Annotated in this window: 11 protein-coding genes; 2 read left to right on the top strand and 9 right to left on the bottom strand. The window is 56.1% G+C overall.

The genetic code is table 11. The features are described from left to right. Window positions 1–357: 357 nt before the first annotated feature. The 5 genes from Q1Q75_RS16450 to Q1Q75_RS16430 form a co-directional block, all read right to left on the bottom strand. Window positions 358–1,845, bottom strand: coding sequence for a nitrogen regulation protein NR(II) (locus Q1Q75_RS16450; RefSeq protein ID WP_300672827.1), 1,488 nt, complete (start codon window positions 1,843–1,845; stop codon window positions 358–360). Continuing rightward, window positions 1,842–2,306 carry a hypothetical protein gene (locus Q1Q75_RS16445; RefSeq protein ID WP_300672825.1) on the bottom strand — a complete coding sequence of 155 codons (465 nt, stop codon included), beginning with the start codon at window positions 2,304–2,306 and terminating at the stop codon, window positions 1,842–1,844. Before Q1Q75_RS16445 ends, Q1Q75_RS16450 begins: the two co-directional genes overlap by 4 nt. Window positions 2,307–2,690: 384 nt before the next feature. Continuing rightward, on the bottom strand, window positions 2,691–3,293 hold the full coding sequence (locus Q1Q75_RS16440; protein WP_300672823.1) for a hypothetical protein: 603 nt from the start codon (window positions 3,291–3,293) through the stop codon (window positions 2,691–2,693). Between the two features lie 287 nt (window positions 3,294–3,580). Next, window positions 3,581–4,363: a DUF169 domain-containing protein gene (locus Q1Q75_RS16435; protein ID WP_300672821.1), complete on the bottom strand. Its 783-nt coding sequence runs from the start codon at window positions 4,361–4,363 to the stop codon at window positions 3,581–3,583. 110 nt (window positions 4,364–4,473) lie between these two features. Beyond that, window positions 4,474–6,138: a sulfite exporter TauE/SafE family protein gene (locus tag Q1Q75_RS16430; RefSeq protein WP_300672819.1), complete on the bottom strand. Its 1,665-nt coding sequence runs from the start codon at window positions 6,136–6,138 to the stop codon at window positions 4,474–4,476. 461 nt (window positions 6,139–6,599) lie between these two features. On the opposite strand from Q1Q75_RS16430, the gene Q1Q75_RS16425 reads away from it, so the two are divergent. Together Q1Q75_RS16425 and Q1Q75_RS16420 are read left to right on the top strand one after the other, a co-directional pair. Then, window positions 6,600–7,079 (top strand): pyridoxamine 5'-phosphate oxidase family protein, encoded by a 480-nt coding sequence (locus Q1Q75_RS16425; RefSeq protein ID WP_300672817.1) that lies wholly within the window; start codon window positions 6,600–6,602, stop codon window positions 7,077–7,079. 259 nt (window positions 7,080–7,338) lie between these two features. Continuing rightward, the gene (locus tag Q1Q75_RS16420; protein WP_300672815.1) at window positions 7,339–12,492 is read left to right on the top strand and encodes a RecQ family ATP-dependent DNA helicase; all 5,154 of its coding nucleotides are present in this window, start codon (window positions 7,339–7,341) and stop codon (window positions 12,490–12,492) included. Between the two features lie 307 nt (window positions 12,493–12,799). Here the strand turns inward: Q1Q75_RS16420 and Q1Q75_RS16415 are convergent, their stop codons facing one another. From Q1Q75_RS16415 to Q1Q75_RS16400, 4 genes are all read right to left on the bottom strand, one after another. Beyond that, window positions 12,800–13,597 (bottom strand): S1 RNA-binding domain-containing protein, encoded by a 798-nt coding sequence (locus tag Q1Q75_RS16415; RefSeq protein WP_300672813.1) that lies wholly within the window; start codon window positions 13,595–13,597, stop codon window positions 12,800–12,802. A gap of 105 nt (window positions 13,598–13,702) precedes the next feature. Continuing rightward, window positions 13,703–13,930 (bottom strand): hypothetical protein, encoded by a 228-nt coding sequence (locus Q1Q75_RS16410; RefSeq protein WP_300672811.1) that lies wholly within the window; start codon window positions 13,928–13,930, stop codon window positions 13,703–13,705. A gap of 473 nt (window positions 13,931–14,403) precedes the next feature. Further along, complete coding sequence (locus tag Q1Q75_RS16405) at window positions 14,404–14,985, bottom strand: chalcone isomerase family protein (protein WP_300672810.1); 582 nt, start codon at window positions 14,983–14,985, stop codon at window positions 14,404–14,406. A 335-nt stretch (window positions 14,986–15,320) separates the two neighbouring features. Next, on the bottom strand, window positions 15,321–16,796 hold the full coding sequence (locus Q1Q75_RS16400; protein ID WP_300672809.1) for an SDR family NAD(P)-dependent oxidoreductase: 1,476 nt from the start codon (window positions 16,794–16,796) through the stop codon (window positions 15,321–15,323). Window positions 16,797–16,895: the final 99 nt, after the last annotated feature.

Here is a 16,895-nt window from a genome sequence, read left to right as displayed (position 1 = left end):
GGCGACTTGCTTTATGAAAAGCCGCAACGAAGGGATGAAACGCATCGGTTGCTGGGCTTCACGCATGGAGGCAGAGCCTCCGGGGAGGCATTACCAGGCGGAGCCTGGGAACGAAATAAAAAAATCGTCACGCGCCCGATCTCTTATGCATACGAGTCACATCTCTCCATCGGTGTCGCATGAATGCCGCGGCGGAGCACGGCGCGCCCGAAAGGCCACACCGTCGAAAACTCGAACAATGCGGGTGTCGTGACAGCCGCCTCTACGCACCGTGCTCCGTCGCAGCTCTTTTTGCTGAGGCATGCCTCAGAGCCAGGTTTTTCCTATTGCCTATCGCCCATTGCCCATTGCCTGTTTTTAACCTGCTGTCGGCAAATGGATCGTAAACGCCGTCCCCTTGCCGGGGGTGCTGATGACATCGATCTCGCCTCCATGGTTTTTTATAATGCCGTAGCTCACGGAGAGGCCAAGGCCGGTGCCGGTGCCCGTGGGTTTGGTGGTGAAGAAGGGGTCAAAGACTCGGGAGCGGATGTCTGCGTCCATGCCGGAGCCGGTGTCAGCCACGGTGATAAACACGGTGCCTGGCTCCTCCAGGCCTGTGGTGACGTGGATCTCGCCTTTTCCATCGATGGCGTGAACGGCGTTGATGATGAGATTAATAAGCACCTGCTTGATCTTTTCCGCGTCGGCATAGATCTCCGGCAGGGTATCGGCCAGTTCAGTGACCACCTGGATCCCATCCATTTCGGCCTGGTGGCGGGTAAAAGCAAGAACCTCCTCGATGATCCGATGAAGATGGCAGGGACTTTTTTCAGAGGGACCGCTCCGGGCAAAGTTCAGCAGGGACTCCACCACCTTTTTGCAGCCGATGACGTGTTTTTCAATGACGGTAAGATCTTCTTTGAGGGTGCTCTCATCCTCGGCGCTTCGTTTGAGGAGCTGGGTGTAGCCGAGAATAATGCCCAGGGGGTTGTTCACTTCATGGGCCACGCCCGCAGAGAGCTCCCCCACGGCCGCCAGTTTTTCGGTGGTGGCCATCTTTTCCCGCAGGGTAAGGGTCTCATCCACGTCCCGCACCATAAACAGAAGGGTCCCTTCCCGACTGTCCACGTCCGTGAGGGTGACGCCACTCACCAGCGCGCGAAAGGGACGGCCCCCCACCCCTCTTAAGGTCACCTCGCTGTTTCTGATCCGGCCTTCCCGGGAGAGGGTCTCCAAAATCGAGTCAAACGCGTCTCCATGGACAAAAAGCGCCCCCAAAGAGGCCCCTGGCCCCAGTCGCGATCCGTCTTCCAGCTGGGCCACCCCGGCCGGGTTCAGAGCCAGGATCTGCCCCTCACCGGAAGTCACCAGGATCATGTCCTCGGAGAGTTCGAACATCCTGCGATACTTCTTCTCCGACACGGCCAGGGCTTGGGTGCGCTCATCCACCCGGGCCTCCAGGTTACGGTTAAGCCAGGAGAGCTCTTCATGGGCCTGTCTCAAGGCCCTGCGATCTTTTAGAATCGCGCGGTTGATCACCCAGACCCGCTCGAAAAAAACGGTCACCGAGGCCACAAGGATAAAGGTCAGGGTATTCACCGAGCCACTGAAGGGACGAATATGCTCCCACACCCCCGGGACCTCAATCAAAAAAAGAAGTTGCTTGACGATATGACCCGCGGATCGAGAGACGGCAAAAATGGAGAGGGCTGCGCAGACAAAAAGAAGATAGGTCCAGAGGATGTTCTCTTTGTCCAGGGAGGTGAGCCGCACCATGCGCTCAAAGCAGAGAAGAGAAAACACAATCATCAGCAGAGAACCGACGAGATCCACGCTGATGATGGGAAAAGAAGAGACGATCATGACGCTCTCCCCTGATCCCTGCGCGCCAATGTCTGGTTCACAAGCTGGCAAAGCCCCACCCAGAGAAAGACAATGGCAGGCACACAGAGAAGATGGTCGAGCTTGGCGATATAATAAACACTGGCAAGCCCCGGAATCGATGAGATGAGATGAAGCTGGCCGGTGGATAGGCGCTCAACCGTGACAAGCGCCACCTGTTCATCCACAAAATGCACAAAAATCACATCCACATTCCAGAGGATAAAAAGAAAGGCCGCATACTGAACATTGCGCCACCCCTTTTGAACACGCAATTCATCCCGCTTGATACGAAACGCCAGAAACCCCATGGCCAGCGCAAAAAGAAGGTGGGCCGCCTGGTGAACCAGGATGCCCTCAATCCCCCCATGGCCCTGGGTGGCATGGGCCGGTAAGGCCGCCAGGAAAAAAAAGAAAACAAAAAGACTGACAATGCGTATCATGCTGTAGAGGTCCTTTCACCGGCAGCACCACGAAGGCTCCGTAGGATGGGCAAAGCGCGAAGCGTGCCCATCTTTCATCGGGAAGCCCGAAATGATGAGAATGAATTAAATTCCGGCAAACCGCCACTCTTTCCCACCGTGACCGGATATACCCGCTATTGTAACGATCAAGAGGATGGGAGCCCTGAAAGCTTAAGATGTCGCCACAGGCGCATGGCTTTTTTATAATGGATGGTCGAGCGACTCCTCGCCCCTCGCCTATGACCTATCGCCTATGACCTATCGCCCATGGCCTATTGCCTATTGCCTATCGCCTATCGCCTATTGCCTATTGCCTATCGCCTATTGCCTATCGCCTATCGCCTATTGCCTATTGCCTATCGCCTATTGCCTATCGCCTATCGCCCTCTTCCCCTTCTTCATCCCCCATCGCCCCAATGCTGCCGTGATCAACGTAAAATTATAAAGATAAAGATACAACGCCCCAGCCCCGATGGTTTGCGGACCCCCGGGCAGCACCAGCCCCCGGCTGCCCGTGAGCAACTCCAGTTGATCCGGAGAGAAGGCATGGTATTCAATCCAAAGCAGGAAAAGAAACATGGGAAACAGATAGGTGACGCCCATTTCAAAAAACGTATCCAGCATCACGTGCTCATACGCCTCATCGGCTTCTTGATCCAGCCCCTTATATACCGCACTTCGCACCGCCTTGTCATCAATCTCGCACGCGCTTCGTTTGGCGGCCAGGCGTTCTTTAAACCGCCCCTCGGCCTCGGTGGCCTCCCCCCCTTTCCGCATCCGGGTCAACGCCATGGAGAGCAGCGCGCCCAGAAGCGCCGCCACACAGATCTGCCAAGCTGGCGACAGACCGGAAACAGGAACAAAACACAGGCTGATCAACGAGGCCAGGCACTTCATCAGCGGGATCACCAGCCCGCCAAAAACCCACTCCGCGCCCATATCCAACAGATTACTTAATGCATCCATAAAAACCTCAAAAAGCCGCACCGGAGTGCGGCATTCAAACGAATACCGTTGCGATCCCCGGTCCCCCCCCGATGCAATCGGGCTCGTTCCCAGGCTCCGCCTGGTAACGCTCTACCGGAGGATCTGCCTCCATGTTCGAGTTCACCGAAACCGATGAAATGGGGTTACCTTTTGCCACACCCCAACCCGGCAAGGCGGAGCCTTGCTCTCCACACACCCAGGCAGAGCCTGGGAGCGAGGAAAAAGCCGCACCGGAGTGCGGCGCTCCAAAGAATCCCCTTGCAAACTTACTTTTCAACCTTCTCAAATCTCACCATGGGGCAGCCGGAGCAGACATCCAGACCGGGCCAGGGCTGACCGCCCTTGCCAAGGAGAGAAGGACCGCCGGTCTCATCGATTCGCTTCTGGAGCTGAGCTGCGGTATCGAGGATCTGAGTTCCGGGCACGAAAACATTCATGTAGTTCATTTCGGACTTACCGGAAGACTTGGCCCCTGCGCACATGGTGGTCATGTTCAGGGTGTTGTTGTTGTATGCGTAAACGCTGCCTGAGCAAACCGCCGAGTTGGGGGTAGTAAAAAGGGTCAAATTGGGTTTCCCGGTGGCACCCATGTAATCATTCATAATGTGATACGCCTGAAAGGGCACCGCCATGATGAAGACCACATGGGGATCGATACCTGCATCATCGAAGGTGTCCAGGGGTGCCATGAAGATGCCCTTGCAGGCACCCACCTCAAGCCTTGCTTTCTGTTGGGGTGCGTCCCAGGAGAGTTCTGGATCAAGGAGGTATTTTTCGTGGTTCTTGCCGTCCACCTCCCTGGTAAGCTCTCGAAAGCCAAAGACAGGCTGGGCATTTTTGCAGAGGAGACGATCCGGGGCCATAAAGAGGCTGTGCCTTGCAGAACGGGCCGCTGCCAGATGCATACAATAGGAAATTTTTGCTTTGGACCTGTGGGTGACAGGAAGCGTTGCGATCTCTTCTTCATCAAAGATATAGCGAATGCCGACAGGGTCGAAATCAAGGCGAAAGTTCCAGATAAAGGAATTATGTGCTTCGGTATAGTTCATGATAAACCTCCTGGGATGTGCGGCCCCCGTTTGAAGGGGGCCGGAATCGTTATGTTCAGCCGACGTTCAGTCAGCGATATCTCCACGGCGTAACACATATCTTTCTCGCCCTATCGGAGAAAAGGGATCGCGTTGGTGTATTTAAGAAACACGATCAGGAGAATCAATGCAAGGGCACGTTTCAGAAAAATTTCGGGGAGCTTCTTCTGAATTTTAGGCCCGATTTTTCCACCAATGATGGATCCCACAGCAATGAGGGCGGCCATGATCCAATCGGGAGAGTAGCCTGAGAGAATATAGCGCGAAATCCCGCCCACGGAAGTTCCAAAGGTGCCGCAAAGGGAGATGGGCACGGCCAGGTACATTGGATATCCCATGATGGTGGTCATAAAGGGCACCAGCATAAACCCGCCGCCCACGCCAAAGGCAGAGGCGATACAGCCGATAACAATCCCACCGAAGAAAAGGGCGATGGGGTTGGCATGGAAGGCCTCTCCCCAGAACGAGAAATGAATGTTGGTGGCGTTCCACCCTTTTTCCAGGACCACTTTACCCATGTTGGCCGCACGGCCCTCTTTCTTGGCAGCGGCCATCTCCACATCAAACTTCTTAACGATGGCCTTCACAGCCTTGTTTTTGTTGATGGACTTTTGGGTGGATTCGTACCAGAGCTTGATAAAGAGAAGCAGGCAGAAAAAGCCGAGATAAAACTTGTACGCTTTCATGGGAAGGTACTTGGCAGAATAGGTGGGGCCGATCCAGAAGGCTCCCAGCAAAATACCGGCAACAAAGAACAGGGCCACTGGCCAGGCGAAGCGCCCCTCTTTAAAATAGGAGTAGACCCCGGTGATGGGAGAGCAGAGGCTTAAAAAAAGGTTGGTGGGCTTCACGGCGTTGGCGGCGTTGACGCCCACCATGCCCTGGGTGCCGATAAGGGTAATCTGAAAGGCAGCGGTAAAGAGACCACCGGCGGCCCCCACGATAACAAACATGCATCCGATCAACACGGCCCCCAGAAAAACCACCAGGGGGTTCATGTAGGTGCCGCCGATGCGAAAGTAGAAGCCGCGCTTCTGAATGGAGGTTTCACCGACTTTTTCGCCGTTTACAAAAACGTCCAGTATGGTATCCGGAGCAATGATCTTGCTCACCTTAAATGAGGCGGTGAACTGACCCGTGGTCTTATCCAGGGTGACAGACGCGTCCTTGTTCCAGCTCTTTGCAGGGTCGTCACCCATGATCATACGGGCGTTCCCGCCACCGACGGGGCGCTCTTTTGAGATCGTGTTAATGCCGAACTTGTCCTCATGGGTAAAGGTGAGAAATTTCCACTGAGCGGCGGTGGAGACGGAACCCAGCTTGCTTTTCACCTCCTCGGGGATGGACTCCCACGGGTTGATCTTATTGACTTCGACATCCCACCTGAAAGGGGCGAACCACTGGCCCTTGGAGACCGTTTTCGGGGTGGCCAGAGCCGCAGGGTTACTGGTAAGAGCATAGAAAACAGGGGGAATTTCTGTGTCGCCAAACTTTTTACCCAGTTTGGTGGCTTCCTCAGAGCCCAAAGAGTCCGAGGCCTTGAACAATTTTGACGAACTCACCACAAGGTAAAGCTCTTCACCAGGGGCAATCTGCCCGGTGATTTCCAAGGTCTCCCCCGCCTTGGGGGTGGGGGTTTTAAGGCTTACCTGCGGTGCGGCCCAGGCGGCGGCACACCACATAAACATCAGACCGGTCAACACGGCCATTTTTAACATTCGTCCCTTGCTGCGCATTACAATCTCCTCCAAAAAAATCAAACGCTTTATCAATCAATACGGCTTCATCAAATTAAATTGATGAATATCATTTATTCTCTTGGAGAGAGGGCATTACAAGCTTCGTGCCAACATAAGGAAAATTTTTACGAAAATTCTATTTTTCATAATTTTAGCTATTTAACGCCAAAATTTACCTGATTCAAAGCAAAAGAATCCAGCCCGAATCGCAACCTTTTGGATGCGGTGCCTTAAATTTATTGCGCATTATTTTTACGTCACCGCACTCTTCGCCTCAAGCCCAAGGCCCCGCAGCGCCACCCTGGAAAAACCTCAACGCCTCCCCTCAGTGGCAAGCTGACAGACGTACCGGATTTTTTTCAACCCGAACCTTTAGATGACTGCAGGGTTTGTGTATGCTGTGACTCGTTCTCATTCGCTTCCAGGCAACAACCCCGAAGATCATGAAGGAGGCCCCTGTGTTCAGAAAAGTAAAACGCGCCGAAAAAGAATTAAGCCAAGAGAAGACCCTGGCCATTTTAAGCTCTGAAGAACACGGCGTCCTCTCCACCATAGGCGAAGACGGCTACCCTTATGGTATACCGCTCAACTACATTTTTCATGGCGGTAAAATCATCTTTCACTGCGCGACAAAGGGCCACAAACTCGAGAATATCGCCTTCCACAAAAAGGTCTCCTTCTGTGTCGTTAAGCAGGCAGACCTTGTTCCGGAAAAATTCAGCACCCGGTTTCAGAGTGTCATCGCCTTCGGCAACGCCAGGATTCTTGAAGGCGATGAAAAAAAAGAGGGGCTGCGGGCCATCGTACAGCGGCTCTCCCCCGACCATATTCCCGCCGGGGAGACCTACATCAAAAACGCCTGGGAAAAGACCACGGTGGTCGCCGTGGATGTGGAACACATGACTGGCAAGGCGGCACCGGCTCCGAATCACGCTTAAAATCGGGCTCGCCTGAGACGTTCACTCCCTAAGGCGATATCCGGGTGGCCTGTCCCGCGGCACCCGTCAGGAGGTGTGGCATCCGAGCCCCTTGATCTTTCAAACGAAGACTATTAAATCAAAGACAGTTATCATTTGATCCGGGGAATCGACAGCCGTAGAGCATTCACAACCCGCTTTCAAGGAGGCTCCACCCTGCCACCGGCTGATTTATGCTGTTCCGGACTTTGCCGACAACACCATCGAAAGTGACCTATGCATGACTGAGCACCTGTTAAAAGAGGCCGTGTATCTTGACCTTGAGACCCTCCCGGACGGGACCCTTCTCGCTGTGGGAGCGGTTCGGGGAGACACCGTGTTCGCCCAAAATGGGGCCGCTCTTTCATCCGTGCTCACCAGGCTGGACGACTTCTGCCGGGGAGCATCCGCCATCGTGGGGCACAACATCAGCCGCCACGACCTGCCGGTGCTTCAAAAAATTCAACCCGGCCTCGCTCTGTTCTCCCTTCCGGTCATCGACACCCTGATTCTCTCGCCTCTGGCCTTTCCGGAGAACCCCTACCACCGGCTTGTCAAAGATTACAAACTCGTCTCAGCCAGCCGCAACGATCCCGTGGCTGATGCCCGGCTGTCGGCGGAGCTTTTAAAAGACGAGGTGGAGAGTTTTCAGACCCTGGGGACGCAAAACATCCTGCTCCCGGCTTTTTACGCCCACGCCTTTGCCCGGGCCGGATCGCCCTGTGGGGCCATGGCCCCCCTCTTCGGCACCGAATCCGTTGAAACCGATCTCTCGGACACCCAGGCCCTGGAGCTTCTCTTCTCCGTGGCCGAAGGGAAGGTCTGCCCCCATGGACTATCCGGGGTATTCGACCTCTCACAAGAGCCCCAGTTCTGGCTCTCTGCCTCCTACGCCCTGGCATGGCTCACCGTGGCCGACGGCAGCTCCGTGCTCCCCCCTTGGGTCCGCCACACCTTCCCCCTGGTAAAAACAATTCTCTCCGTTCTGCGGGAAACCCCCTGCGGTAAGGCAGCGTGCCCCTATTGCGAGGGCATCCACAACCCCCGCACCCAGCTTGAAAAATATTTCGGTTTTCACGACTTCCGACCCCTCCCCGACGGGCGACACCTCCAGCACGACCTGGTGCTGGCGGCCATGCAGGGCGACTCGCTCCTCGGCATTCTGCCCACAGGGGGCGGAAAATCTTTGTGTTACCAGCTCCCCGCCCTGGTGCGGTATCAGCGGCGAGGCGTGCTCTCCGTCATCCTCTCCCCCTTGCAGGCCCTCATGAAAGACCAGGTGGACAACCTGAAAGGGCGCTTGGGCACCGAAGCGGTGGGCGCGGTTTACGGAATGCTCACCCCCCAGGAGCGGGGAGAAGCCCTGGAAGCGGTGCGCATGGGAGAGATCGGGCTGCTCTACCTCTCCCCGGAGCAACTGAGGAATCCTTCTGTGGTCAAGATCCTGGCCACCCGGGAGATCGACTGCTGGATCTTTGACGAAGCCCACTGCCTCTCCAAGTGGGGTCACGATTTCCGGCCCGATTACCTCTACGCTTCACGCTTTATCCGGGAAAATCATCAAAGCGAAAAACCGCCCCAGATCACCTGCTACACGGCCACGGCCAAGAAAGAGGTAATGAAAGAGCTTGTGGATCATTTCGACACGGAGTTGGGGGTGGACCTTTCGCTTTTTGAAGGGGGCGTGGAGCGGGAAAATCTCAGCTTTGACATCCAGATGGTGGTGGAGGCGGAAAAAGAGGAGACCATCCTGGGGCTTCTGGAAACCCACCTGGGCACCCCCCCAAACGGATCGGCCATTATCTACTGCGCCACAAGACGACGGACCCAAACCTTTGCCGACGCCCTCGACGCTGCCGGATGGAAGGCCGAGGCCTTCCACGGCGCCCTGCCCGCCCCGGTGAAAAAAGAGGTGCAGGATCGCTTCACCCGCGGGGAAACCCCGGTCATCGCCGCCACCAACGCCTTTGGCATGGGCATCGACAAAGACAATGTCCGCCTCGTCATCCACGCGGACATCCCGGGGTCTTTAGAGAACTACCTCCAGGAGGCGGGCCGGGCCGGACGGGACCAGAAAGAGGCCCACTGCGTCCTTCTCTACGCAGACAAAGACATCGAGACCCAGTTCGACTTCAACGCCATGTCCGAACTCACCCAGGGGGATATCGCCAAAATCCTCAAGGAGCTCAAAGTCGCCAACGCTCATAAAGACGCCAACGGCGAGATCGTGATGACCGCAGGAGAGCTGTTGCGCCGCCACAACGTGGAGCTCTCGTTCTCCGACGACGCCGGGGACCGGGGCGACACCCTGGTGAAGGCGGCCATCTCCTGGCTGGAGCGGGCGGGCTACGTGGAGAGAAATGAAAACCGCACCTCGGTCTTCAACGGCAAGCCGGTCCATGCCAGCGACGGGGACCTCTCCCACCACCTGGACCGGCTCAACCTCCCGGCCAACACACGGCGCCTCTGGGAGGCGGTGCTCCGCATCTTCGACGGCACCAGCCCGGATGAAGGTTTAAGCGCCGACGGCATCGCCGAGCAACTCGGGGCCATGGGGGTGGTGAAAAAAGGGGCCTTCGAAGACTCCCGGGCAATCCTCTCGCTGGTGCACCAGATGGCCGAAGCCGGCCTGTTAACCAAAGGCGCCACCATGACCGCCTGGGTCACGGCCAAGGGGCTCAACAAGTCCAAGACACTCCTGGATGCCCGCTGCGCCCTTGAAAAGGGCATGCTCAAAGCCCTCATGGAAGAGCACCCCGAAGGCAAGGGCGAGGCATGGCTGCCGCTGTCCATGACCCATCTCTGCCGCAAAATGGTGGCAGACGGATTTGAGGAAGCCAAAACTCCGGTCATTCAATCTTTGTTAAAAAGCCTCAGCCGGGATGGACGAGGGGAAAAAGGAGGCACGAGCCTCGACATGCGTCACCAGCACCAGAGCCGGTTTCTCATCAAATTGAACCGGGAGTGGGAGACGATCTCCACCATCATGGGCCGCCGCCACAACCTCGCCTACACCCTCCTTGCGGCCATCACCGAGGCCGTGGGCGGTGCCAAAGCCCAACAGGGAGCCCTTCTCGCCTCCTTTACCAGCACCGATCTGGCGGACGCCATCCGCAGGGACCTGAACCTTCATGTGGATGAGACAAAAATGCTGGCGGCCATGGACCGGGGCCTTCTCTTTCTCCACGAACAGGAGGTAATCACCCTTCAAAAAGGGCTCACCGTCTTCCGGCAGGCCATGACCCTGCGCCTCACCGAGGCGGCCAAAGGACGCAAATACTCCAAAAAAGATTACGAGCCCCTGATCAGCCACTACAGCCAGCGCACCTTTCAGGTCCATGTGATGAACGAGTTCGCACGCCAGGGCCTGACGAAAATGAGCCGGGCCTTAAACCTCGTCATGGCCTACTTCTCCCTGGGCAAACGGGCCTTTATCAAGCGCTACTTCCCCGACAAAGAGGAGTTCCTCGCCCTGGCCACCGGGGAAGCTTCCTGGAAACGCATCGTCGAAGAACTTCACAACCCGGATCAGGAAGCCATCGTCACCGCCCCGGCCGAGGAGAGCCGCCTGGTCCTGGCAGGCCCCGGTTCCGGCAAAACCCGCACCATCGTCCATCGCTGCGCCCATCTGGTAAAGGTCCAGCGGGTCCGGCCCCAATCCATCCTCGTCCTCTGCTTCAACCACGCCACCGCCGTGGAGCTGAGAAAACGCCTCCGGGACCTTGTGGCAAACCACGCCCGGGGCATCGCCGTCATGACCTACCACGCCCTGGCCCTGGCCATCACCGGCAAAACCCCCGAAGGACGCGGAGAAAACCTCACCATGAGCCTGGACGGGGTCATCGACGAGGCCGTTGCCATGCTAAACGGAGAAGACGCCCCCGAAGGGCTGGAGGCCGACACACGCAGGGAACGCCTTTTAGGCGGCATCGAACACATTTTAGTGGATGAGTACCAGGACATCGATGGCAGGCAGTACAAACTCGTGGCAGCCCTTGCAGGAAAAAACAAAATGGACGGCGACGGCAGGCTTTCCCTTTTTGCCGTGGGCGATGACGACCAGGCCATCTACGGATTCCGGGACGCCAGCGTCACCTACATCAAGGAGTTCCAGAGCGACTACCAGGCCCAAACCAGCCATCTGGTGGAGAACTACCGCTCCACCGCCCGCATCATCGCCGCCGCCAACGCCCTCATCGCCGAAAACCACGCCCGCATGAAAGCCGAGCTCCCCCTCACCGTCAACAAAGCCCGCCAGGAGGCCCCGAAAGGAGGCCGGTGGGAAACCCTCGACCCCGAAACCCAGGGCCACGTGCGCATTGTTTCTGCCAAAAACCTCTCGGACCAGGCCCGGTTCATCGCCGCAGACATCAAGCGCCTCCTCGACCTGGACCCGGACACCACCCCGTCCGATATCGCCGTCTTCTCCCGCACCGGCATGGACCACGCCCCCCTCTCCCTGGTCCGCACCGCCCTGAGTGCCGAAAACCTCCCCGTCTCGCTCTCCCTCTCCGGCGGCGCCGGCTTCTCCATCACCCGGACCCGGGAGTTCCTCAACGCCTCCGCCTGGCTGAAAAGCCATAAAACCGAACGCTTCACCGCCACCGCCCTCTCCGACCCACTCGCCGCCCAGGGCCTCCTCACCCCCGAAGGCCCCGGGGGTAGGTTTCTTATAGAAACTTTAAGGGACTGGGAAGCCCAGACTGCGAACTCCCGCCAACAGGCCGGTCACCTCATCGACTTCCTCCACACCGCCGCCCGGGAAGAACGCCGCGAAAAACGCAGCGGAAAAGGGATTTTCCTGAGCACCGCCCACGGGGCCAAGGGCCTGGAGTTCAAACACGTCTTCGTCCTGGACGGCGGCTGGCCAAACCACCCGAAAACCATCGAAGAGGAACGACGCCTCTACTACGTCGCCATGACCCGCGCCATGGAAACCCTCACCCTCTTCTCTCTTATAGGAGCGCAAAACCCCCACATCGCCCCCGTCCAAAAAGCCCCCCACAAACCCTGCACCGCCCCGATCGCTCCCCCTCTCCCCGACTTCCGCTACCGACTCATCGGCATGGACCACCTCTTCCTCGATTTTGCCGGCCAGATGATCCCCCAGGCCCCCATCCATCACACCCTGGCCGCCCTCTCCGTCGGAGATTCCCTGACCCTTGCCACCCGCAAAAACGTCACCGGCCTCTGGCAAGGCGAAAAAATCCTGGCCCGCCTCTCAACCGAAGGTGCCGCCCACTGGATTCCCCTGATCCCCGCCATCCACTCCCTCACCGTAGTGGCCCTGATCCACCGGACACGCGAAGACGTCATCGACCCCTCGTTTGCTCAGAAACTAAAATGCGAGGCCTGGGAAATTCCGATTTGTGAAGGGGTGTTTCAAAAACGATAAGGACAGAGGAACAAATGAAAAAACGTTCTTCGTGCCTGGTTCTTCGTGCTTCGTTCGAGGAGTCGCTGCGCTTCATCATTTTTTTAAAAAAGCAAAAACGGCCTCCGGCGGCGAGGTGAGCGACCTCGAAAGCGGGTGGAAAAAAACGTTTTTCGGGGGTGGGTCAAAACAGGGTTACACGTTTGAAGGTGGAGTGGAGGCTCCAACGGCCCCTCCTGGGCGCGCCGTGCTCCGTCGCGGCTTTTTTGTCGGGGGCTTGCCCCAGCCAGAGCTACCCCAAAATGCTGATTATTGAATCAGGCAAATATTATTGAGCCAGGCAAAAGACACCTAAGTTGACACGTTCACGCTCTGCGTCAACATGCAGAACGACAGCATCGATTTCTTCGCCTTCCCTGAAGTCTCGAAGCACGTCTTCTCCTTGATCACCACATGGGATGTCCGAAAGGAAAGCAAGGCCGACAACCCCGCCTTCAAGTTCGATAAAGATACCGATATGTGTGATGGACTGAATCTTACCTGAAACCCTGTCCTTTGGTTTGTAAGTACGGGCAAATAACTCCCACGGGTTGTCTCTGCACTGTTTCAGGCCAAGCGAAAGACGCCCGCGTTCTACGCAGATATCCAATACCATCACCTCAACAAGGTCACCGACGTTCACCATTTTAGACGGGTGCATGTTCCTGTCGGTCCAATGCAAGTCAGATACGAGAACAAGCCCGTCAAAGCCCTCTTCGACTTCAACGAAAACTCCGTAGTCAACAATCCGGGTTACACGCCCTTCGACACGGGAACCTTCAGGATAACGGCTGGCAATAGCTCTCCATGGGTTGTCCTGACATTGTTTAAGCCCAAGAAAGATACGACGACCTTCTTCACTGAGCCGAAGAACCATCACGTCAATAAGGTCACCCACGTTTACTATTTTAGAGGGGTGAATCGAACGGGTACCCCAATGCATATCGCAGACGTGAAGAAACCCCTCAACACCCTCTTCGAGTTCAACAGAACACCCGTATTCAACAAGCCCGGTTACGCGCCCTTCTAAACGAGCACCTTCAGGATAACGATTGGCAATAACTGCCCATGGATCTTTCGTATTCATATTTCTTCCTGCCCGTCTCGGTGTCATCGCACGGATAAACAAATTAAAAAAATGTGTGTGTAAGTTGCCTCGGGCAATTGTGGCTACGTTAATGAATGTTCGTTCCTAACCATGCAGGTTAAGTCCTATAAGAATCAAGACAAATCCGACCAACTGAGTAAAAAACGGTTTTTTAGCAACACCCCAAAAACACAGGATAAAAACGATGCATACAGGGTTTATGAAAAAACATCCCAATCCCCAAAAGATACTTTGACCGAAAGCTTCTATCAAAAGATGAATTCCGCCGACAACAAATATGATTAGCCCTATTAACGTGATTGCAATGGTCATCGTTTCTATCTTCAGGTGAATTGTCCGGAATATGCCGTTGCAGCCCGCTCTGAGTTTGACGTCGGACTCCCTGACGACTCTCTTCGGCCATGAATGCCATGACAAAAATGCCTCCGATGGCCCCTCTCATCCTACAGACCAGGGGGTCTCTCCTGTCTGCAGGGCCTTTATTTTCATGGGATCAGTCTTCGTTTGATGCACAATCATTACACGAGAATGGAAATCAATACAACGCAAGCTCGACGCAGCCCACCGGAGGCCTTTTTGTGGTGCTGAATCGTGACGGCGGGATAACCAAAAAACACAGAATCACGCAGATGCGGCTGCGCCGCTGAAAAACACCGGGAAGGCGGACTCAAAAATGGGCCAAGCCGCCAACAGGTAAGGTTCCTATCACCTCCCCATGCAACGACATAGCCCGTGGAACGCCGCACTCCTGTGCGGCTTTTTTTGCGGTCCTTTCCGCCGAGGCGTCAACGTGGCCCCAGCAACCTGTCTCTGAAGTGTTTATTGATGGGTTTTTCCCCGATCCAGATGGAAAATATGGCCCGGGCGAAGTCTGCCCCTTCAAACGTTCCCAGCAGGGTGTCGTTGAGGGACAGATCCAGGCCTTTTTCGGGAATGTAGGTCAGTGCGTAGCGGTCTTTGGGGGCAACCGTCCGGTAGGCCAGGCAGAGGCGGTCCAGGGCGGGGGCAATGCGGGACAGTGTTTCTGTGTCGGTGTTCTTTTCGACCATGGTGCGCGTGGCCTCTGCGAAGTCTTCGGCCTCGATGGACTGGAAGTATTCAAGAACCAGACGCTTGGGGACATCCGAAAGCACATCGTTGGATAAAACGTTCTCAGGCATATACAGGCCCCCGGCATAGGCCCTGATGAATTTCAGATACCGCAATGTGGCAACACCCCGAAGTTTGAGAGTCCCTTTGTCTGCCTGGCAGATCAAGGCAAAACGGACCCCGTCGATGGTGACGACGGGGTCCAGGGCATGGCTCGGAAGCACCGTGCTCAAAAAAAACAGAAGGGTTGGGATGAGAGTCTTTATCGGCAACATCATGATCCTTATCTGAGCCTTGGGGTTAAAGAGGCCTGCCGGGGGCTAAACTTTTCAAAAGTTTAACAAACAGGTCTTAAAAAATTCTTTTTGAATGAATTTTGTTTAAAGGCGGATGTGATTTGACCCGAGGAACGAGGGGCAAAGCGCATCCGCAAGCAGCTTTCAAGGTGGCACACCTTGCCGCCGGAGGCTTTTTTTGGAGCTGAATAGTTACGCCTGATTTTATAAAGACAGGTTTGACAAACAGGCCTTGTTCGATTTCATAGAAACCTTCGCGAATGTCTTCACCCTGAGGAACGAAGGGAGAGGGCATTTGCAACCTGGGGTCCAGGGGATCATCCCCTGGCCGCCGGAGGCAGGCTTTCCCTGCCCACTTTAACCATAGAAAGCCTTTTCTTTTCATAGGCTTCCAAGGCCTTCCAAAGCTGCCTTCGCTCGTCATCGGTTTCGCGGGTTCCAGCAAAGACATGGGTGATGTGGGGCCGCCTGTCGAGCCAGAACAGGCCGGAGCACTGGCCGGGTTCCATGGCCGATGCCAGCCAGACAAGGGTGTCGGCTCCCTGCTCCGGTGTTCGCAGCAAGGGGCGGATCTGTTGATGAAACCGGGGAAGGGATGTGGACAGGCCCGGGGTGTCCACCCATCCGGGGTGCATGGCATGCACGGACATATTTTTTTGCTTGAGCTGCTCTGCCCAGAGTTCGGTGAGGATGACGAGGCTTCGTTTGGCCCATGCATAGGCGGTGGCCCCGTCATAAGCTTGGTGATTCATCTCCAGGTCAGCCACATGAACTCTCTGGGTGTACATCCCGCCGGAAGAGACGTTGATGATCCGAGGAGCCTTTGTTCTGGAGAGCCCCTCCAGGAGGTGTCGGGTGAGAAAAAAGGGACCCAACAGGTTGGTGGCGAAAGTTTTTTCAAGACCTTCGACGGTTTCCGAACGCTCGGCGAACATCGCGCCGGCGTTGTTGATCAATACATCCAGAGATGGTTTGTCGTGGAGGATGGCTTCGGCCACCTTTTTTATGTCTGCCATGAGGCCCAGGTCGGCGATGTAAAAGTCGATGTGGTTGTTGCCTGTTTTTTGGGAGAGCTCCCTTTGGGTGGCAAGGGCCTTTTCCCGGTTCCGGGCGATAAAGGTGAGCTTGGCCCCCCGCCGAGCAAGGCCCAGGGCCGCGGCTTTTCCGAGGCCCGATGTGGCACCGGTTAACACAACGGTTTGTCGGGTGAGAGACTCTGCATTGGCCCTCCAGAAGGATTTGCTTAAGCGGTGGCCCCATGTGCTGAACCCCAGAGCCCCTGGCAGGATCAACCGATCGGCAGCGACATCCATGGGGTGCGAACGAGCCGAAAAGAGGGACACGGATTGAGGGGGACGGGCAATGGGGGAGAGTGCTTTTTTCATTCCCGCCATGGATGCTTTGCCAATGAGGGTCAACGCGGGTTTCATCATCTTCACCAACCGGGGAGATAATGCGGAAAAAACAAAGGCCGCCGTATAGGTCACCTGTGTTTGAGGCCCATTCCCAGACAGTTCGATGGTATCCGTCACAGAAAAAGAGCCTCCCATCCCTTTGAGAACCACCCGGTAAGGGGCCTCGTATTCAGCGATGGTGTAGATCATTCGGACCGGAAAGAACAGGTACCTCAACGTCAGTTCAAAGGCTGCCCCCAATTGCACCGGGCCTTGCGATACCATCACCGACCGCACCACACCGGGGTCCCACTGCTCAATGTTTGTGAAGTCGCTGAGATAGCGAAATACATCGTCAATGGGCCTGCGAACAGAGATTGTTTCCTTGAGCTCGATCATGGTTCCCTCGGTGTTTCTGTTGGGGGTAGCAAGAAAGGGTAGCTTCTGTGGAAGGCGCAGCCGGTGAGCGTGATCGTCAGGGGCCGTTGTTAAAGATGG

This window comes from Desulfoluna sp. (assembly GCF_030145185.1).
Taxonomy (GTDB): Bacteria; Desulfobacterota; Desulfobacteria; order Desulfobacterales; family Desulfolunaceae; genus Desulfoluna.
Note: the sequence above shows the minus strand (reverse complement) of the source record. Positions and strands in the feature narration are given on the sequence as shown.